The organism is Vibrio mytili (genome assembly GCF_049563345.1).
Lineage (GTDB): Bacteria > Pseudomonadota > Gammaproteobacteria > Enterobacterales > Vibrionaceae > Vibrio > Vibrio mytili.
In genome coordinates this window covers 349,893-370,095 of record NZ_CP110482.1, presented here as the reverse complement: position 1 = coordinate 370,095, position 20,203 = coordinate 349,893, and the positions used below count along the sequence as shown (strand labels likewise).

Genomic DNA, 20,203 nt, shown 5'->3' with positions numbered 1-20,203 from the left:
CTCTTAAAGTGCCGCTACCGTTGCGCGAGCGCCATTTTCAATCAAAGATTGGTATGCAGAGCTTACCGCATCAATCACTTGTGGGTTTCGCCCGATTTCCGGAGCAAAAATCGCTTCGAGAGATAACAAGGCAGGAACCACTGTTACGCTCTGGCCGTGCTCATCACATATCGCTTTTAGTTGCTCAGCCATAGGGTCACGAACGTCAATTTCGTTTCCTTGCTCATCCACGGCTGAGACATAACGCATCCAGCCAGCGATACCTGCTGCTAGCCATTTGAAATCAGAGCCTTGCTCTAGGTGGAAGCGTAAACTGCCGCCCATTCGTTGAGGGATCTTCTGGCTACCATCCATCGCGATTTGCCACGTCTTGTGCTTTAGGCTTGGGTTAGTGAAACGATCAATAAGCAATTTCGCATAACCCTCTAAGTCAGTACCTTCTGGCATGTTTAACGAAGGAGCTTGCGCTTTTAGCATCATATCTAATGCCGCTTTACGGTAGCCTTCATCGGTCATTGTGTCAGAGATATGCGCATAGCCACCGAGGTAACCAAGGTACGCAAGGAAAGAGTGACTGCCGTTCAACATGCGCAGTTTCATCTCTTCGTATGGCACAACATCCTCAACTAATTCTGCACCTGCGATATCCCAGTTTGGACGTCCTGCTACAAAGTTGTCTTCGATTACCCACTGGCGGAATGGCTCACATGCAATACCACATGGGTCTTGTACACCAAGAAGAGCGGTAATTTCATTTAGCGTCTCTTCTGTCGCTGCAGGTACAATACGGTCAACCATAGTGCATGGGAAAGTCACGTTGGCTTCAATCCATTCACCTAACTCTGCGTCCAGTAATTTTGCGAACTCAAGAATGGCCGCTTTTGCTACGTGACCATTCTCTTGTACGTTGTCACAAGACATTACTGTAAATGGCGTTACACCACGTTCACGACGAACCTTTAAGGCTTGGACGATGTAGCCTAATGCTGACTTAGGTTGAGTTGGGTTTTCTAAGTCCGCGATAACTAATGGACTATTTTTATCTAATCGTCCTGTCGCCGGATCGGCACAGTAACCCTTTTCTGTAATAGTCATTGACACGATAGCCACTTGTGGCTCTGCCATTTTCTCAATAACAGCCTCAACACCATCAAGTACCGGATGTAACGATTCCGTTACCGACCCGATTATCTTAACATCGGTCGTTTCAGCACCTTTCTCAGCAACGGTATACAGATGATCCTGGCTACGCAGTGACTCAATCAGTTCTTCTCCACCAAACAGGTTGATTTCACAAATGCCCCAATCGCTGTCTGATTTACGTGCAACCTCATCTGTGAATAAGCCTTGATGGGCGCGGTGAAACGCGCCAAACCCTAGATGTACGATTCGAGACTTCAGTTTAGAACGGTCGTAATTGTTCAGCTGAACGGGTTTATTCAATACCGTATTAGAAATATTTTGCATGTCTGTATCCCTATCTCGCGGGGAACCCCGCGAGAAGTTTATAAGTTTGTGAATGAGAGTTAGTAGCCCAGAACCAGGTTCGGTAAGAACAGGCTCAGCTCAGGAATAAAGGTAACAGCCATAAGTGCAGCTACCAGAGCAGCATAGAATGGCAACAATGGTTTAATAATTTTATTAATCGGCACATCTGCTACCGAACAACCAATGAATAACGCGCTGCCTACAGGAGGAGTACAAATACCAATCGCCAGGTTAAACGTCATCATGATACCGAAGTGAACCGGATCAATGCCCATATCCAGTGCAATCGGCAGGAAAATAGGTGTGAAAATCAGAATCGCTGGTGTCATATCCATAAAAATACCAACAATCAAAAGAATCAGGTTGATAATCAACAAGATCATTAAAGGATCTTCCGAGATCGCAAGCAGAGCATCAGCAATGATGTATGGAATATCTGCATTTGCCATCGCCCAAGACATACCCATTGATGCACCAACCAACAGAAGAACAATAGAAGTGGTGACTGCAGATTCAAGTACAATTTTTGGTAGCTGCTTCCAACCCACTTCTTTGTAAATCAGTACCGCAAGAACAAAGGTATAGACAACCGCAATGGCTGACGCTTCTGTTGCAGTGAAGATACCGCCGATAATACCACCCATGATTACGACAATAAGCATTAACGAAGGTGCTGCTTTTACAAACGTCTCCCAAACAGCAGATAGAGAAGGCTTTTCTGCAACAGGATAGCCACGTTTTTTAGCAATGAAACCAGCAACAAGCATTAAGCTCAATCCCATCAAAATACCTGGGATGTATCCCGCTAAGAAAAGCGCCGCGATTGATGTACCACCAGATACCAGCGAAAAAACAATCAGAGTATTACTTGGTGGAATCAAAAGGCCAGTAGGACATGAAGTGATGTTTACTGCTGCAGAAAAATGCTCGTCGTAACCGTCTTTTTTCTGTAGTGGCGCCATCGTACCACCAACCGCAGCAGCAGAAGCTACAGCTGAACCAGAAATTGAGCCGAACATCATGTTCGCCATCACGTTAACGTGTGCTAAAGAGCCTGGTAATCGACCACCTAGTACTTTAGCAAAGTTAATTAAACGAAGAGCAATACCACCCTGGTTCATAATGTTGCCAGCCAGAATAAAAAACGGAATCGCCAGCAATGCGAAATTATCCAATCCGGCAGCCATCCTTTGTGCGACTACTGCGATAGCAGGTTCAAGCGGAAGACTTGTTAAGATAGTGGTAAGCGACGAAAGCCCGATCGCAAAAGAGACTGGCACACCGATGGCCAACAGCACACTAAACGTGCCAAATAATATGAGTAGAACTTGCATTTCCATAAGTGGAGTCCTTAATTAGTCTGCTTGTGATTCAACAGTACAATCTTCATTACCTAAAAGAGATTTCACTCGTTCACAAGCAAAAATCACAGAATAAAAAATCATTAATGCCCCACTGATTGGAAGACAAAAATAGATATATCCCATCTCTAACCCTAGTGCTGGCGTCACCTGTCCAGTTGCTAATGTTTTTGCAGCTAATTGAATGCCGCCATAAACAAGTACAACCCCAGCAAAAATCGCGATAGCAATCTGAATAATGATTTCATTAAAAAACTTACGCTTCCCTTTAAGCGTCATCGTCAGAAGGTCAATGGCCAGGTGGCGTTTAAGACCTGTCGTATAAGCCGCTCCAATTAAAGCGACCCACATGAAGAGATATCTAGCAAGTTCATCGGTAACAGTGCTTGGTTTACCAATTACATATCTTGATAAGACCTGCCAAATCACACAAAAAACAAGAAAGGTCGATAGGGATACAGTAAATGCTGCAAGCCCCTTATTGATATAGTTGACCAATTTATTCATTTTCATTTCCTTTAAACCACCGAAATATGGTTTACCAATATAAGAACTTTCTTTTCTTTCGGTGCTTGATTAAGACATACGGTTCGTGAGGGATTATAAATAGCTCAATAGACTTGTCACGTGAGCTAACTCACACAACAATTGGCATACCAAATCGTTTGCCATTAATGTGATCTAAGACAATTTAGAAGTTTTTTGTGTTTGATTAGCCAATATTGGTATGCCAATATTGGCTCGAAACAAAAGTTGCTCTATCAAAATGACGAATATAAAGGTTATAGATATGAAAAAATCAGTATTGGGTATAGCAGTTGGTACTGCCATGCTACTTGGCTCTACAGCTTCAGCTTTCGCAGCGACAACACTAAAACTAAGCCACAACCATCCTAGAGACCATGCGGTTCATAAAGCAATGGACTACATGGCAAAAGAAGTAAAAGAACTAACGGATGGAGAAGTTCGTATTCGTATTTACCCTGATGCACAACTAGGTACTCAGCGTGAATCTATGGAACTGATGCAAAATGGCGCGCTTGATATGGTTAAGAGCAATGCAGCTGAGCTTGAAGCCTTTTCTCCAGCCTATTCTGCTTTCAACCTTCCATATTTATTTAGAGACAAAGAACATTACTACTCGGTAACTGGTGGTGAAGTTGGTAGAGAAATCCTGAACTCATCTAAAGACAGTGGATTTATTGGTGTTACATACTACGATGCAGGTGCACGTAGCTTCTACACAAGTAAACCAATTAATACGCCAGAAGATCTTAAAGGCCTGAAAGTTCGCGTACAGCCAAGCCCATCAGCAATTGCTATGGTTAAAGCGCTAGGTGGTAGCCCAACACCACTTGCTTATGGCGAACTCTACACCGCTCTTCAACAAGGTGTTGTTGACGCAGCAGAAAACAACATTCCTTCATTTAGTCTGAGTCGCCATAGTGAGGTTTCTAAGTTCTACAGCATGGACGAACATACGATGGTGCCAGATGTTCTTGTTGTTTCGACAAAAACATATGACCGTCTAACGGCTGAGCAGCAAGAAGCTCTAATGAAGGCAGCTAAGGATTCATCTGAGTACATGAAAAAACTGTGGGCAGAATCTGAAGCGAAAGAACGCAAGAAAGCTGAAGAAATGGGCGTGACATTCGTTGAGCCAGACAAAAAAGCATTCGTACAAGCTGTACAGCCAATGTATTCAGAAATTGCTTCATCGAATCTAGAGCTAAGCAAACTGATCGATAAAATCAAATCAGTTAAGTAATCACAAAATAGGAAGTTGCCACTTTTTGAAATCTTTTGGTTGACCAATTATTTCTTACCTCTATTATAGAGTAAGAAATCAGATGAAATATGTTAAGAACAGCATCAAATGTCAAATACACCAAAACGAGCTTACCAAGAGATTGGGTTCATAATACAAAATGAATTAAAGGAAGGCCTGTACAAAGTTGGAGACAGGCTTCCTCCAGAACGTGATATAGCAGAACGCATGAATGTCAGTCGTACAGTCGTGCGAGAGGCGATTATTATGTTGGAGCTTCAGGGTTTAGTTGAGGTTAAAAAAGGCTCTGGTGTTTATGTTTGTAATATTCCATCGTCAACCGATACAGTAGACAATGAAATCGACGATGACGTAGGTCCGTTTGAACTACTCCAAGCTCGTCAGTTACTAGAAAGTAATATTGCAGAGTTTGCAGCAGTGATGGCCACGCCTAGTGACATTAGTCGCATGCGTCAGGCTCTCGCTTTAGAGAAAAAAGAGCTATTAAGCGGTTCAGCAGAGAGCCAAGGCGATGAGCAGTTCCACGTTTGTATCGCTGAAGCTACACAAAATACTGTATTGGTCGATATCTTAAAGCAATCATGGGGAGGGCGTTTCAAAAGCCCAATGTGGAAAAAACTCCACACCCGTATACATGGTCAAGATTATCGTAACGAATGGGTGGATGACCACGAAAAAATTCTCGCAGCCATTCAACGTCGAGACCCTATTGGAGCCAAAAGTGCCATGTGGCAACACCTTGAAAATGTCAAACAGCGCTTATTTGCCCTGTCTGATGTCGATGATCCTAACTTTGACGGATATTTATTCAATTCAAATCCAGTAATATTGCTGAATGCGAATTAACCCAGTCGCTGTTGATCATTACCTCCAATTATAGCTAGCTATACCTCTGTGTAGCTAAAATATAGTAAACGTATTTAGCTTTATACTTATTTTGGAGTAGGGCTGAGTGCATCTAATACAAGGTAAATTACATGGAACAAACATGGCGTTGGTACGGTCCTAACGATCCAGTATCACTAGATGACATTAAACAAGCGGGTGCAACTGGCATTGTGAACGCTCTCCACCATATTCCAAATGGTGAAGTTTGGACAAAAGAAGAAATCCTAAAACGCAAAGAGATTATCGAAGCAAAAGGGTTTGTCTGGTCTGTTGTAGAAAGCGTCCCAGTTCATGAAGAAATTAAAACGCGCTCGGGCAACTACGCGCAGTGGATCAAAAACTACAAGCAATCGCTTATCAACCTAGCTGAATGCGGAATTGATACCGTTTGTTATAACTTTATGCCAGTACTTGATTGGACTCGTACTGACTTAGAATACCAACTTGCAGATGGCTCAAAAGCGCTCCGCTTTGATCAAATCGAGTTTGCGGCATTTGAATTACACATTCTTAAACGCCCAAACGCGAAAGCAGACTATACAGAAAACGAGCAACAAGAGGCGCAAGCTCGCTTCGAATCCATGACTCAAACGGAAATCGATAAGCTCACGGCAAACATCATAGCTGGTCTCCCTGGTGCAGAAGAAGGTTACACTCTCCAGGAATTCCAAGCTCGTCTTGATACTTACAAAGATATCAATAAAGAAAAGCTACGTGAGCACATGGTCTTGTTCTTAAAAGAACTGATGCCAGTATGTGAACAATATGGCCTCAAGCTAGCGGTACACCCGGACGATCCACCGCGTCCAATTTTGGGTCTGCCTAGAATTGTATCCACCATTGAAGACATTGAAGCACTGACTACTGCAGTGCCGAGTAAAATGAACGGTATTACAATGTGTACAGGTTCTTACGGTGTACGTGGCGACAATGATCTTGTAAAAATGATCGAAACTTACGGTGATCGTATTTACTTTACACATCTCCGCTCAACTCAACGTGAAGAAAACCCGATGAGCTTCCACGAAGCAGCACACCTTGAGGGCGACGTTGATATGTATAATGTTATCAACGCACTACTTAAAGAAGAATACCGCCGTAAAGGCGAAGGTGAGACTCGCTTAATCCCGATGCGCCCTGACCACGGCCATCAAATGATTGATGATCTTAAGAAGCAGACTAACCCTGGCTACTCTTGCATTGGCCGCCTTAAAGGTCTTGCAGAAATCCGTGGTGTGGAACTCGCACTTAAGCGAACTCTATACAGTTAATTATCTGAACCAATATAACCCCGCATTACGCGGTGAGCAGATTGACGAAGAACCCCACTTCTTGAGTGGGGTTCATTTTTATGGAGCAACCATAGGCCGCGATCTCAATTTTGATAGACTCGTTGTTTAAACAGGCTAACATACCGCTAGCCTGTCCGTATAACACCTGTATAAGTCGACGAACTAAGAAAACGAAGGTTTCATTTCAAAGTAAAACCTAAGGTTTGATACAACACCTATCCATTGATGCCCCTAGCCTTTATAGCGAAGGTGAATGTCAGATACGGTCAATAAACATGTCTGTCATCGCGTTCACTATCAGCGACAACAACGTATCACTAATGTTTCCCAGACCGAACCACGTTTCGGTAGTAATTATTTAACGTTTTGTGTTACCCAAAGATACTACTGGGTTTGAGCTAAATAAGTAGCCGTCGAAATTCGGGTCATCAACGTCAGATAGCTCTAATAAACGCTGCTTAACATTTTCTAGGTGTTGCCACATTGCATTTTTGGCAGATATCGGGTCTTTCCTTTGGAGAGCAGAAAGTATTTTAGCGTGATCTTCCATCCATTCCGCGCGATAGTCTATGCCTTTAATACGAGTATGGAGCTTATTCCACATCGGACTATTTTCACGACGCTTCCACGAATGTTTCAACATGTCTACCAGTACAGAATTCTGCGTAGCTTGGGCAATACACATATGAAACTTAGCATCCCCTTCGCTCACAGCGGCACCACTATCAAATTCCTGCCGTTCAAGTTCGAGCGCTGCGCGCATTCTTAGAATGTCTCCTGGTGTCACCTGAATAGCAGCAAACTCAGCAATGTTACTCTCTAACAACTGCCGAGCCTGCAACATCTCAAATGGGCCTGCATCATCAGTAATGATATTTTCACCGGAACCAGAGTCGGTTGGAACATTAAGGACGTACACACCCGAACCTTTCTTAACCTCTACTAAGTTCTCCAATTCCAACATGATGATTGCTTCACGAACCACAGTTCTGCTGACACCTAGCTGATCAGCAATATCTCGTTCAGGAGGAAGCCTATCTCCGACCTTATATTGGCCATCAATTAGCTGTTTTCTTAGTTCTAACCCTATTTCTTGGTAAGGTCGTTTGGGTTCAAAAGGCATCATGATCTTTTTCAATACGTCAATAATTGTTTTCACCATAATAGCGACCAAATAAAATTGGTCAACCTACTAAAAGGCAAAGTCTATACCACACCTCAGATAGTAAAGGTATACAGTAATCTACTTCTCATCTTTGATACATTTAACCAGCTAACTGAGTTCAGGATTGCTACTCTCCAACTCCGTGTATATTGGTTGAACGACAGAGACAAAAACAGCCTTATTAGGTTGAACAAAGCACTCCCAGGCCTCTACTTTTGTGCGCTAACTTGCTTCTGATTCAGCCCAAAGCACTCATATCTTCAGACGAATCTTTAGCAGGTTTCATTAATGCTCCCTGCTGTTAGTTTCTCATAGGTTTTCGTTCAAATAACAAGCACATTAGCAACCATAGTGTGTTCATCTAGGTTTAAGTTTTTAGGCAACTCACAATGACGACATAGGCTAAAGTTCCCCTTAAGCTGATATCATTGCGCTACCGCCAAGAGACTTAACCATCACTATTGTTGTTTACACTCTCTTGAAATATAGCATCTTGACTGTTTGCCCATGCCCAGACTGAATAGATTTGACGGATCGTTCTCATCTTATTGTTATCTGATAACGCAGTTGTCAGTACATAAAAAGCGGTTCTGAACAAAAACGGATAATAGAAATGTTTCTGATGACTAGTTATCTCATTTTTAGTCAATATCAACCCCATAAAATTCGACCAAACGCCCCATTAGGTTAACCAATTTTGGTGATAAACTGGTTTGTATCTCCGTTAAAAGTGTGACGAATCGCTATATTGTAGACTATCTTCATGACCTATCTCTAATTCTCAAAAAATTGGTAAGCCAAAATCCAGATAAGATTATAAATTGAGCATTCTCATATACCATTTAATAAAAGGAAAAAGGATGAGAAACCTCTTTACTCTATCTGCAGTGGCAGTAGCTATCGCAATGGCAGGTTGTAATGACTCTACCACTGATGTAATTAGTGAAGTCGTTTCGCCAGAGTTCGAATCGACTTCCCGTACGGCTATCAGTATTAATGAAAGCTGGAAGTACCAGATGGACTATGACGACAACGCTGCAATATCGCCTGATTTCAATGACTCGGAGTGGGAAGATGTCAGCCTCCCTCATTCGGTTGATGCTGAACATGTGGTGAATGTTGACCTGTCGACCCCACACTTCAAGGGTATAAATACCTACCGGAAGACTCTGCTCGTAACCAAAGAAGAAGGTAAACGTCAGTATCTTGAATTCGATGGTTCAGCCATGATCACTACCGTTTATGTCAATGGTGAAAAAGCCGGTGAGCACACTGGTGGATTCATGCGCTTCAGGATCGATATTACCGAGTTCGTCACTAATGGTGAAAATAGCATTGTTATTCAGGTTGACAACCGCCCCTATGATTCAGCGGTTCATGAGAATGCATTCCTGCCGATGGAAACAGGACAAGACTATACTTACTACGGTGGTATTTACCGCGATGTGAAACTAATCCAGATTAGCGCGGTTGGGATCGACGCCGAAGATTACGGTTCGTCAGGTGTCTATTTTATGCAGACCCACACCACTGATGATGCTTCGGATATTTACTCAAACATCCGAGTTCGCAATAAATCTCAAGAAGAATTTAACGGCCATATACGCACAATTGTTCTGGATGCTGAAGGTAAAATTGTCTATAGCCATATTGCGTCAGCTACTGTTGATGCTGACTCTGTCACGGAAGTTGAAAACGAGTTTACCTTAAACGATATTCATCTCTGGAACGGAGTCAATGACCCATACCTATATCAAATTTTTGTTCAAGTATTTGATGGCGACAAGCTACTCGATCAGGTTGAACAACCGTTAGGTCTGCGTTATTTCGAATTTGACAAAGATAAAGGCTTCATTCTTAATGGCCATGAATACCGCCTCAACGGGGTAGCAATGCATCAGGACAGGGATGTTGTTGGGTGGTCGACGACTCAAGAAATGCGCGAGGATGACTTAGATCTGATTCGTGAGATGGGCGCACGCTCCATTCGATTCTCACACTACCCCCATGCGTTAGACACTAGTGAGTATTCTAATGAGTTGGGCTTTATGAATTACCTAGAGCTTCCAATTGTAAACAAGTACCTAACTGAAGAGGCAAACGGGGAGGCCGGAGCTCAATACCTAGAAAGTGCTAAAGAGCAGATGCGAGCTCTAATACGACAGAACTTTAACTTTCCATCGATGGCGGTGGTCGGAACAGCCAATGAAACTGGCACAGCCATGGGAAACAGTGAAGCGAACACCGCATGGTTGAACGAGCTTGCCGCTGTTGTTAAGGAAGAGTTCGGTGCGCGTTTTGGCAAAACGGTACCATATCGTAAGAGCACGCTAGCAACCATTACTGCGGAGGATATTGGTGATCCCGACTGGGATACAGTTGAAATGCCCTGCCACAATCGCTACTACGGATGGTACTATGGCGCAATTGACGATGTCGGCGGTTTTATCGACGAGCTCAAAGAGGTTTACCCAGACTTGCCTTTCTGTATGAGTGAGTATGGTGCAGGTGTCAGTACACTACCTGAATACGCAGCAGAAAACCCTGTAATGCAGGATCACTCCTCTCAGTGGGGGAACTTATTCCACGAGGGTAACCTTAAAGCCTTTAACGAGCGTGACTGGGTGTGGGGTACTTACGTCTGGAATATGTTTGACTTCTCTGTGGATGGACGCAACGAAGGCGACACCATTGGTCGCAATGATAAAGGCTTGGTGAAATTCGATCACACTACCAAAAAAGATCAGTTCTATTTCTACAAGGCAAACTGGTCTGATATTCCTATGCTGCATCTTGTCGACAAAAATCTTGCAGAAACAACCTCAAGAGCGGTTAAAGTTTATTCTAATTTAGATGAGGTGACGCTGTCCGTCAACGGAGAGAAAGTTGGTAGCAAAAAGCGCAGTGACAACGATCCTGCACTGGCAGGCGTGTTCGAGTGGACAAGTGAAGAACTGGAAAGTTACTTTGTGGCCGCGCAGTCGAACCATATTGAGGTCTCCGGAGTTAAAAATGGGCAGAATTACGGCGACACTTTTGACCGCTATATCAAACCATATGAAGGTAACCTTATTCACAGTGACAGCATTGCTGTTCTCACGGCTGAAAACACTCGTGCAGTCATAGACAATGTGGTTTCACACCTTCCTGAGGATACGACGTTTGAAACCCTCAAAGGTATGGTAACTCTTGATCTTGGAGCTTACTGGGGAGTTTCTTCTTCTGATCAAGCACTTGTAGATGGTGATACCTTTGAGGTTATTGCAGATAACGGTGACATCAGAACTTATACCGTCAAGGAAACCAATAGCCTTTCCACTTACCGGAATGTCTATACTGACCTTAGGTTTGACCGTAGTGATCCAGATGGGAGCCATTTAGAGATGTTTGATGGAGACATAGAGACTGCGCCGATTGCCATGGCAGGGTTTGACGCTGAGAACGTTAATCAAATGCTCAGTATTGATTTAGGTGCTGTCTACTTTGTCAATACCGTCCAACCAATTCAAGAGATTGATGCAACTGATACCTATACTTTACAGGTTAACGGTGACATCCTGGGCATGGATAAGGTCTCTTATACCGAACCATCAGAGTGGACAACCGGTGATATTGACTTAGATGGCGGAGCCCAAGCAATAAGACGAGTTGAGCTTAAGATCACTAGTACGTCAAGGATCTTAACTGTGCCGGGGTATGTAGTACCACAACTCAGCTTCTCTGAAATCAACGTTTACGGCGGTCTGATCAAGGGTGACCTGCTCGGTTTAAATTATCAGGAACGTACTTTTACGCTGGCCCCATCAATTGAAACGATTGATGACCTAAACTCAGCAATAACTAAAGTAGATTCTCTAGGTGCTGTAAGCGACCCAGTAACCGTCACTTTCCTTGATAGCAACAACCAGGAAGTTTCTGAGCTCAGTGCTGTCAACCAGATTAAAGTGTCGCAGACCCGTAACGGCTTGTTATACTCGGAAGTCTACAACGCCTTATAAACCTTGAGTTCTTTGGCCTGAATCTAAAACACAAATCCCTCGACTTAATCGAGGGATTTTTTTTGAACTCATTTTCACTTCTTTGAGTTCAATAAGTGATTAACAAATTGAGGTAACTTCAAGCCGCATATTTAATATCAATAAGTTAAAACTCTATTTGTAATAAATAACAGCATAAAGTTGTAAGCAAAGTCAGCAGATTTTCCTTTTATACGGCTTTGTTGGGGAATTCAACTTGAGAGCGAACACTAGCTAAATCGTTTACATTTTAAACGACATACTGAGTTTCGGGCATACCTACCCCTGTTAGCTTGTTGAGAGCTTTGATCATAGCGTATGTCTCGCCAACTTGTGCGTTGTAATTTCGAAGCGTGAGTGAAGCGCCTAGTAGCTGTTTTACGCGATACATAGCTGTCTCCGATGATGAACGCCTGTGGTAACCATACTTTCGTTTCCACTTTTTGTTCGAACCATAAAGCTTTTTTTTTGGCAACCAACCGCCAGATTACATGGGTGCCCCTTTTCCCAGAAGGTGGCTCCTTCACGTGGAGGAATTAGAGGTATCGCTTTCTTAACCCTAATCGCCCTGTGGTACTCCCTTGTATCGTATGCGCCATATCCCGAAATTTCCTTGATGGATCGGCGTGTTTGTTTGAGTAAATTTGGGAGTACTTCCGCATCTGTCACGTCTGAAAGTGTCAGTTCAGCTGCAATAATTTCATGAGTGTCAGTATCAACAGCAAGATGGAGTTTACGCCAGACTCGACGCTTACCATCGGTTTCGTGCTTTTTCACTTTCCGCTCGCCCTCACCGTATACCTTGAACCCAGTTGCATCAATAGCCAGGTGTTGGATAGCGCCTTGAGGCTTTGAAATTGATCTCTACATCCTTGGCTCGGCGACAGATGCAAGTATAGTGGGGACAGACTAATGGGACGTTCGCCAATCTAAAACAGAGTCGATAAAGCCTTGTAGCGCCCTTAATGGTAAGGAAAAATGCGCTTTACTATGAGAGCAGTCGTGATAGCGAGATCACTATACAATCTTGGTCTACCACGTTTATCCTATTTAGATTGTTTCCACTCAGTTATGGCCTCTTCGTCAATCCAAAACGTGAGTGAACCTCTGTTGATCAAGGAGTTATTGTACTTGCACCAGTTAGTGGTTTTGTAGCGAGGCTTCGGCATAAAATCAAAGTCAGTGAATGAATGTCCCTGATCTGATCGTAATATTCTGATTCAGTTCATTCGATTTCCGCAACAAAGCCAAAACAACCACACCTGTAGTAAACTTTCAAAAGTGAGGTGCACTTTTTATACTGAAGCAAGGTATGGTTGTTTTATTGCAATGTATGGTTGTTTTTACAAATATATTCCGATATTCAGTCGAGTTACTCTCTACCGAACACGTTGTTCTCTTGTTCTTGAACGCGGATGAAAGTCGTGCGCTTCGTTAGCTCTTTAAGCTTTGATGCACCTACATATGTACAGGTTGAACGTACGCCACCAAGGATGTCTTGGATAGTGCCGTGAACACTACCACGGTATGGCAATAATACGGTTTTTCCTTCAGCTGCGCGGTAGCCTGCTACGCCACCAGAGTGCTTCTCCATCGCGCTCTTGGATGACATTCCGTAGAATTTCATGAAGGTTTCGCCATCTTTTTCGATGACTTCACCGCCTGACTCTTCATGACCAGCTAGCATACCACCAAGCATCACGAAATCCGCTCCACCGCCGAAGGCTTTTGACACATCACCGGCGCACGAACAACCACCGTCACCGATGATCATACCGCCGAGACCATGGGCTGCGTCACCACATTCGATAATTGCGGAAAGTTGCGGATAACCAACGCCAGTTTTAACTCGGGTCGTACAGACAGAACCAGGGCCAATGCCCACTTTCACGATATCTGCACCAGCAAGAATGAGCTCTTCACACATATCGCCTGTAACAACGTTACCTGCAGAGATGACTTTATCTGGGAACTCTGCACGTACGCGTTCAACGTACTCCACAAGGTGTTCGGAATAACCATTGGCGATATCAATACAGATAAAAATGAACTCGTCTGAAAGCGCCATAATATCTTTGGTTTTTTGGAAGTCGGCATCAGACGTACCCGTAGACACCATTACATTGCTTAGCGTTGCTTTGTCTGCTGATTTCGCGAATTCCGCCCAATCTTCTACGGTGTAGTGCTTGTGCACTGCGGTCATTACACCATGCTCAGCTAACGCGGTAGCCATGGCGAAACTGCCAACGGAGTCCATATTAGCCGCAATTACCGGCACGCCAGACCATTGACGGCCACTGTGCTTGAATGTAAAATCGCGGGTTAAATTTACTTGAGAACGGCTTTTTAGGGTAGAACGTTTCGGGCGAAACAGTACATCTTTAAAACCTAACTTAAGTTCTTGTTCGATACGCATTGTGTAATTCCTTGATTCATAAATCTATGTGTCATTTCAGAGTGCGTAGTGAAACCGTTGGCAGACGAGTTCACCGTTCTTCGGACACAAAAAAACCGGAGCGTTGGCAGACGCTCCGGTTTTCAGCATTATAGGCTGTGATTTATTTCCTACAAGTCTGATAATTTAATTTTTTTTGTGCTACCATCTTGAAAATCGCATATCAAAAATAACCTTCAACATATTGATTTTTCTTTTTAATTTATGAATTCAACAACTTAAAAGAAAACATCAGTCAACCGAACGCGCAAACCTTTGCGCTATTTACTCTTCGATATCACGACATACACCTCAAATGTGTTTACAAGTTAGGCAACCAACTTAAAAATGCACGTTTCATCGCTTAAAAATGACATTAAACTTAAGCGCTATTTACGTGATCCCTACGTCATATTGTGAATAAAGCGAAGCTTACTGCTGCTACGATCTAACGTTCGGGATTAATCGCGGCTCGCAGAGACTCAATAACATCACTCGGTAATAACCCTTTGGTCCCGAACTGGTGGACATTCATGTCCGCGGCATGGCTATGTATCATTACCCCTAACCTTGCAGCGACGGCGATTGGAATCCCTTGAGCTAACAGCGCACCGATAACACCAGATAAGACGTCTCCCATTCCCCCTGTTGCCATACCTGGGTTCCCTGCTAGACATACGTACATTCTTATACCATCGTAAATCAGTGTCCCTGCACCTTTGAGCACGACAACGCCGCCATAATGTTCATGTAATTGTCTTGCAGCGGCATACCGATCACGTTCCACTTCTTGTGTTGTCACATTCAGTAACCGTGCCGCCTCACCGGGATGCGGGGTCATCACACGTTGATCATCGTGTACTGCTGCACTGCCTTGTTGATTGAGTAAAGCAAGAATGTTTAGGCCGTCAGCATCGACCACTTTCAGTTTTTTCTGTGAAGACAAAGCTTGGTAAGCTTGGTGTGCCCACTCATCACTCCCAAAACCTGGGCCAAAAACCAGCACATCTGCCCAACCGATCCGTGTGGTAAGCGCATTTTCTGCCTCGCGCAGTGCGTCTTCGGTAACACTTTGACTCATCACTTCTGGAAGAGACACTTGCAGAGACAACAAACTGTCAGTGTGCGTCATACTTGCAGTTAAGCCCGCACCACAACGGACAGCAGCGGCACAACACAGTCGTATCGCGCCCGACATGCCTACATTACCACCCACACACAGTAATTTACCGCTATCCCCTTTGTGTGCAGTTACGTTGCGATTAGGCATCAGTCTGGACACAACTTGATGATCAATACCCAGAGCGCTCTCATCCTCTATTGCATCAAACTCGGCACTCACGCCTAATCCACAAAAGTGCAATTCGCCGACATGATCCCTCGCTTGTGCGGTGCATAAACCTTGCTTAACACCAATAAAAGTGACCGTGTGATTAGCGTGAATGGCTTCGCCCAAGACTGAACCTGTGTTAGCACACAAGCCCGATGGGATATCAACCGAGATGACAGGGCAACGGATTTGATTAATTTGTTCAAGATAGCGGCGGTACTCATGGCGTACCTCACCGTTTAAGCCTGTGCCAAGCATCGCATCAATAATAACGTCGGCTTCTAAAAGCGCGGTATTCCAATCATCCCAACGACAATTTGTGCCATCAACGGCTTGCCACTCTTGGTAAGCACACAGCGCATCGCCTTTCAGATCAGAAGGCTCACCGAGCTGAAAGACATTGACCTTCAGTTGCGCTTGTTTAACTAATGATGCAAAGACATAACCATCGCCACCATTGTTTCCCTTCCCACATACTACCAATATATTTTTTGCCCTAGGGTATAGGTGAAGAAAGCGCTCATATACCGCCATACCGGCACGCTGCATTAGGCTAAACATCGACACACCAGCCGCGTGCGCCGCGAGGACTTCTCCTCGTTTAACTTGTTCTGCGGTGTAGAGTTTTAAGGCGAGATTAAAATCCATATCATGCTTGTTCCCTTTGCGACACGTAGCATAAGTATATACCTAAAAGCCTCGCCTATGCCGCGGTACGATTTTCTAAGTAGAATGGCTATGTATTCAAATCAGTGAGGTATTCAAATCAGTGAGTGAGTTAATAACGGATCTGTTATCGCCGCACACGCATATTGAGCTTACTTGAGTACAGAACTATTTTTCTTGCTCTTTGAGCTGTTGGGTAAGTAACGCTTCCGCCGTCGCATCTTGGATTGATAAGAACATCGAGTTGATTTTCCCCGTTGGGGTCCTCATCGGATTTAACGTCACACTTTGGTACATGAACTCCGCTTGCTGCGTAACAGGACGAACATTTCTACAACGAAATAAGTAAGGACGCTGACGCCAAGTAATAAAGCTGCGACAACCCAGTTCATAAACAGGTTTTGCTTTTAAGATGAACCACTCTTGCGGGATCTCAGGAAAAACGTCAAACAGTGATCGACCAATGACGTCGTGCGATTGTAATCCGCTGTGATGGGTCATAAATCCGTTCCAAACTTGCACATTATAGTCTTTATCGACCACGATCAGCCCCATATCGACACTTTGTACCATGTCGATCATCCAATGGAATTGTTCAAACTCAGCAGGTAAATTTAGCATTAGAACATCTCCATTAAGTAAGACAGTTTATTGTCGAGCAAAGGTAAGGATTCATCAACGAACATGAATAAGATATCGCATTGAATAGATGTGCCTTCGATGTTGTAGCTGACTTCAAATGTCATGGTACGATTGAAGGCACCAGTGGTAGACTCGATGATAGAATCAATAGAGATATGTTGCCCTAGTAGCACAGGGGGGCTCTGAAAAAAACGAACCTCGGCTTGTTCACCCAATCCATTCAGAAAAGCGCCAACCAATATGTTCGACGCGTCCATCAATAGCTCAAGTTCATCTAACTCTTCACTGCTTGGTCCGATTTTCATCAGCTTTTTAAGATCTGAGACACTCGAATCACTTAAAATAACTAAAGCTTCTCCCGCGATACCCTCGCCACAAAAGCCCTGACAAACTCCCGAGACGTCGTCGTTAACCGCCATATCTCGAAGCGCCATATGAAGTTCACTAACTTCAAAGATATTCACGTTAGGTAAAGGTAGCTCAACAAACACATCGAAATGCCTTGCTAGCGCGTCAGCGGCACGACCAATGGATACATTCGCGACTTCCATGTAGATGTCGCGTCGACGCAAAGTCGGTAATTCAACGGAAGGAACAGCGGTATTTACCACTGTCCCTTTTGGTTCGACAAAAGCTTTAAGTGCGTTGTTCAACTCGTTTGGCGCAATAGGTTTTTGAATAAATGCCTTCGCACCGAGAGCCAATACACGTTCTTTCGCTTTCGGTTGAATATCCCCCGAGACAACAATCACAGGCATTTCATAACCTAAACGCCGGATATTTTCTAACGTTTCAAATCCATCCATTTCCGGCATGGTTAGATCAAGAAACATCAGTTGAAACGCTTTTTTTTCTAGCTCCTCAAGCGCATGTTTGCCATGGTTGGCAAAGGTAATATCAGCATGTAATGAAGCAGGCAGTGATCTTGCTATCTGCTTGCGTGCTAACGCAGAATCGTCACATATGAGTACAGGTAGAGACATTCAGTCACCTTTAGTGGGTTCGTTGTTTCGCTTGAGTGCACCGCTAACGAAGCGTTAGAGTTTTGTTATGCACCCAAGCATACGCAATAGTAATAGATGAGTGAACCATTGATGAGAAAAGAATCCTAAGGCTTGCTGCCTCTTTGCGTAATTAAAGCTTAAATTCTGCGAAATTAAACCTTAAACCTCCCAACCAAATTGTAAAGTGCATGAGCTTTGTGGTTGAGGCTTTCGCTGCCAGAGCTATTCTCATTCGCGTAATGTGCCGACTCATTACTTTGTTGAGAAATAACCTCAACGCGCTGGGAAATTTCTTGTCCTACATTACTCTGCTCTTCTGTGGCAGTTGCAATAAGCGTGTTCATATCCATGATATTTGCAATCGCCAATTTTATATCTTGCAGCGCAACAGAGGCCGCACGTGCTTCTTCTACCGTTGCCTCTCCTCGTGCTTGGCTTGATTGCATCGCATTGACGGCTGCGTCGGAACCTGACTTCAGCTGTGCAATCATCTTATGAATATCACCAGTGCTATCCTGAGTTCGACTCGCGAGCTTACGAACTTCATCCGCAACCACAGCAAAGCCTCGGCCTTGTTCGCCAGCGCGCGCTGCCTCAATAGCGGCATTAAGCGCAAGTAAATTGGTTTGCTCAGCAATATCTTGAATAACCGTTAAGGAAGAAGAAATATTTTGAACGTCACTTTCTAAGCGTCCGATCACCTTACTCGCTTCAAAAACTTCATTGGCTAATTCTTCAACCGAATGCGCGGTAGAATCAACGATGTCTTTTGTTTTCATCGCATAGTCATCCGCTTGTTTGGCAGACTCTGCAGCTTGATTGGCATTATTCGAAATTTCATGCGCAGTCGCTGTCATTTCAGTCATTGCTGCGGCAACTTGCTCGGTTTCTTCACGCTGACCCACTGTGAGCTCTTGAACCTTCGATGCGCGTTGCGACATATTATTGGTCTCATCCACCACCTCTACGCCCACTTGATTCACATTCTTTATGATCCCTTGCAGGCTTTCGACAAATAGGTTGAAGTTTTTGCTCAACGCTTTAAATTCAGGAACGTTCGATTCAACCATACGTTCTGTCAAATCTGCATCCCCTTTGGCAAACGTCCGAATAGAAGCATCAAACATTTCAAGAGGGCGCATAATGCTGCGATTGACAAACACGGCAAACGTAGCGACAACAAGTGCGATAGATAAGCAGAAAAGTAAAATTGCCACCAGCGTTTCGCGCAATGATTCATTGGCGGAAGTCTCCATTTCATCAATAACAGCGTCAACATCGTCTGTATAAAAGCCGGTACCGATCATTAGATCCCATTCAGGTATGAATGTTGAATAACTGAGTTTTGGTAACGCTTCCGTTTGCCCTAACTTAGGGAAATAATACGTTGTAAATTCACCCGTCTTTGCATTTTTTAACAAGTCTTGAATGAGATAGTTACCCTTTTCATCTTGTAAGTTGAAGAAGTTTTTACCGACCCCATTCTCGTTTTTACCTACGACGACACGAACACCTTTCGAGTCATACGCAAAGATGTAACCAGATTCTCCAAATTCGAGCTCTCGTAGCACTGGAATGGCTTCTTCTAAAGAAGCATTTCGATTAAGTAGAGGTTCAACTGCTGAGCGCGCGATTTGTACATAACTTTTCAGCTCTGCTTTTTTCATTTCCATCATCGATGAATGAGTTTGTTGCATTTGTTGTTCGTTAAAGGCGCTGGTTTGTATATATGTAAACCACATCATGCCAAGAGCAATAGTTAGTACCGGTATGATAGAAAGTATGTACAATCGTTTTTTTATTGTTAGATTCATAGAAATGTCCTTATTTCTGTTCATAGCACTTATATAAAATATTACCCAAGGCTCAATGTATAGATACAACTAGACCTTTGAGATCACTTAGCTTAAAGCTATTCCTCGTCTTATCGTCAAACTACTTAAAACATTTAGCGTTATGATCGTTTCTTGATTAATACCTGTGACAACGATCTCTATTCTTGGGGCATGTTACGTGTAAGTAACTAACGTGAAATAAGTAACTAACGTGAAATAAGTAACTAACTTGAAAAAAGAAGGCAGGGGCTTTACACGGCTGAAGGGGGCGCTTGCTTTATAACAAGCATCAA

The 20,203-nt window shown here is 43.7% G+C and carries 13 protein-coding genes and 2 pseudogenes; 4 read left to right on the top strand and 11 right to left on the bottom strand.

The features are described 5' to 3' along the window. Window positions 1-3 precede the first annotated feature (3 nt). Genes ONE56_RS15350 through ONE56_RS15340 form a run of 3 tightly spaced genes read right to left on the bottom strand, consistent with a single transcriptional unit; the run spans window position 4 to window position 3,356 of the window. A complete protein-coding gene (locus tag ONE56_RS15350; protein WP_423840982.1) occupies window positions 4-1,467 on the bottom strand; it encodes a fructuronate reductase in 1,464 nt (487 codons plus the stop codon). Window positions 1,468-1,526: 59 nt separating this feature from the next. After that, window positions 1,527-2,828 carry a TRAP transporter large permease gene (locus ONE56_RS15345; RefSeq protein WP_423840981.1) on the bottom strand — a complete coding sequence of 434 codons (1,302 nt, stop codon included), beginning with the start codon at window positions 2,826-2,828 and terminating at the stop codon, window positions 1,527-1,529. A 15-nt stretch (window positions 2,829-2,843) separates the two neighbouring features. Continuing rightward, window positions 2,844-3,356: a TRAP transporter small permease gene (locus ONE56_RS15340; protein WP_423840980.1), complete on the bottom strand. Its 513-nt coding sequence runs from the start codon at window positions 3,354-3,356 to the stop codon at window positions 2,844-2,846. A 283-nt stretch (window positions 3,357-3,639) separates the two neighbouring features. Between ONE56_RS15340 and ONE56_RS15335 the strand changes: the two genes are divergently transcribed. The 3 genes from ONE56_RS15335 (at window position 3,640) to uxuA (ending at window position 6,797) form a co-directional block, all read left to right on the top strand. Further along, window positions 3,640-4,617: a TRAP transporter substrate-binding protein gene (locus ONE56_RS15335; protein WP_423840979.1), complete on the top strand. Its 978-nt coding sequence runs from the start codon at window positions 3,640-3,642 to the stop codon at window positions 4,615-4,617. A 108-nt stretch (window positions 4,618-4,725) separates the two neighbouring features. Continuing rightward, window positions 4,726-5,484 carry an FCD domain-containing protein gene (locus ONE56_RS15330; protein ID WP_423840978.1) on the top strand — a complete coding sequence of 253 codons (759 nt, stop codon included), beginning with the start codon at window positions 4,726-4,728 and terminating at the stop codon, window positions 5,482-5,484. A gap of 131 nt (window positions 5,485-5,615) precedes the next feature. Continuing rightward, window positions 5,616-6,797 carry a mannonate dehydratase gene (gene uxuA / locus ONE56_RS15325; protein ID WP_423840977.1) on the top strand — a complete coding sequence of 394 codons (1,182 nt, stop codon included), beginning with the start codon at window positions 5,616-5,618 and terminating at the stop codon, window positions 6,795-6,797. A gap of 379 nt (window positions 6,798-7,176) precedes the next feature. Here uxuA and ONE56_RS15320 read toward each other — a convergent pair whose 3' ends face one another. Together ONE56_RS15320 and ONE56_RS15315 are read right to left on the bottom strand one after the other, a co-directional pair. Beyond that, the gene (locus tag ONE56_RS15320) at window positions 7,177-7,980 is read right to left on the bottom strand and encodes an FCD domain-containing protein (RefSeq protein ID WP_423840976.1); all 804 of its coding nucleotides are present in this window, start codon (window positions 7,978-7,980) and stop codon (window positions 7,177-7,179) included. A 111-nt stretch (window positions 7,981-8,091) separates the two neighbouring features. Beyond that, window positions 8,092-8,393: pseudogene (locus tag ONE56_RS15315) on the bottom strand (TRAP transporter substrate-binding protein); the annotation flags it as partial. 450 nt (window positions 8,394-8,843) lie between these two features. On the opposite strand from ONE56_RS15315, the gene ONE56_RS15310 reads away from it, so the two are divergent. Next, entirely contained in the window at window positions 8,844-11,981 is a 3,138-nt protein-coding gene (locus ONE56_RS15310) for a sugar-binding domain-containing protein (protein WP_423840975.1), read from the top strand. Window positions 11,982-12,249: 268 nt separating this feature from the next. Here ONE56_RS15310 and ONE56_RS15305 read toward each other — a convergent pair. From ONE56_RS15305 to ONE56_RS15280, 6 genes and pseudogenes are all read right to left on the bottom strand, one after another. Then, window positions 12,250-13,168: pseudogene (locus ONE56_RS15305) on the bottom strand (IS5 family transposase). Between the two features lie 203 nt (window positions 13,169-13,371). Further along, the gene (locus ONE56_RS15300; protein ID WP_423840974.1) at window positions 13,372-14,415 is read right to left on the bottom strand and encodes a GMP reductase; all 1,044 of its coding nucleotides are present in this window, start codon (window positions 14,413-14,415) and stop codon (window positions 13,372-13,374) included. 466 nt (window positions 14,416-14,881) lie between these two features. Then, a complete protein-coding gene (locus ONE56_RS15295) occupies window positions 14,882-16,411 on the bottom strand; it encodes an NAD(P)H-hydrate dehydratase (protein WP_423840973.1) in 1,530 nt (509 codons plus the stop codon). A gap of 186 nt (window positions 16,412-16,597) precedes the next feature. Beyond that, window positions 16,598-17,050 (bottom strand): PAS domain-containing protein, encoded by a 453-nt coding sequence (locus ONE56_RS15290; protein ID WP_041153804.1) that lies wholly within the window; start codon window positions 17,048-17,050, stop codon window positions 16,598-16,600. Further along, entirely contained in the window at window positions 17,050-18,054 is a 1,005-nt protein-coding gene (locus ONE56_RS15285) for a response regulator (protein ID WP_331439035.1), read from the bottom strand. Before ONE56_RS15285 ends, ONE56_RS15290 begins: the two co-directional genes overlap by 1 nt. Before the next feature lie 173 nt (window positions 18,055-18,227). Beyond that, window positions 18,228-19,889, bottom strand: a complete 1,662-nt coding sequence (locus tag ONE56_RS15280; RefSeq protein ID WP_041153806.1) for a methyl-accepting chemotaxis protein — start codon at window positions 19,887-19,889, stop codon at window positions 18,228-18,230. Between the last annotated feature and the right edge of the window lie 314 nt (window positions 19,890-20,203).

What these genes read in the sequence shown, in the direction of transcription:
- ONE56_RS15350 (WP_423840982.1), bottom strand. Translation starts at nt 1,467, where the DNA reads ATGCAAAATATTTCTAATACGGTATTGAATAAACCCGTTCAGCTGAAC.
- ONE56_RS15345 (WP_423840981.1), bottom strand. Translation starts at nt 2,828, where the DNA reads ATGGAAATGCAAGTTCTACTCATATTATTTGGCACGTTTAGTGTGCTG.
- ONE56_RS15340 (WP_423840980.1), bottom strand. Translation starts at nt 3,356, where the DNA reads ATGAATAAATTGGTCAACTATATCAATAAGGGGCTTGCAGCATTTACT.
- ONE56_RS15335 (WP_423840979.1), top strand. Translation starts at nt 3,640, where the DNA reads ATGAAAAAATCAGTATTGGGTATAGCAGTTGGTACTGCCATGCTACTT.
- ONE56_RS15330 (WP_423840978.1), top strand. Translation starts at nt 4,726, where the DNA reads ATGTCAAATACACCAAAACGAGCTTACCAAGAGATTGGGTTCATAATA.
- uxuA (WP_423840977.1), top strand. Translation starts at nt 5,616, where the DNA reads ATGGAACAAACATGGCGTTGGTACGGTCCTAACGATCCAGTATCACTA.
- ONE56_RS15320 (WP_423840976.1), bottom strand. Translation starts at nt 7,980, where the DNA reads ATGGTGAAAACAATTATTGACGTATTGAAAAAGATCATGATGCCTTTT.
- ONE56_RS15310 (WP_423840975.1), top strand. Translation starts at nt 8,844, where the DNA reads ATGAGAAACCTCTTTACTCTATCTGCAGTGGCAGTAGCTATCGCAATG.
- ONE56_RS15300 (WP_423840974.1), bottom strand. Translation starts at nt 14,415, where the DNA reads ATGCGTATCGAACAAGAACTTAAGTTAGGTTTTAAAGATGTACTGTTT.
- ONE56_RS15295 (WP_423840973.1), bottom strand. Translation starts at nt 16,411, where the DNA reads ATGGATTTTAATCTCGCCTTAAAACTCTACACCGCAGAACAAGTTAAA.
- ONE56_RS15290 (WP_041153804.1), bottom strand. Translation starts at nt 17,050, where the DNA reads ATGCTAAATTTACCTGCTGAGTTTGAACAATTCCATTGGATGATCGAC.
- ONE56_RS15285 (WP_331439035.1), bottom strand. Translation starts at nt 18,054, where the DNA reads ATGTCTCTACCTGTACTCATATGTGACGATTCTGCGTTAGCACGCAAG.
- ONE56_RS15280 (WP_041153806.1), bottom strand. Translation starts at nt 19,889, where the DNA reads ATGAATCTAACAATAAAAAAACGATTGTACATACTTTCTATCATACCG.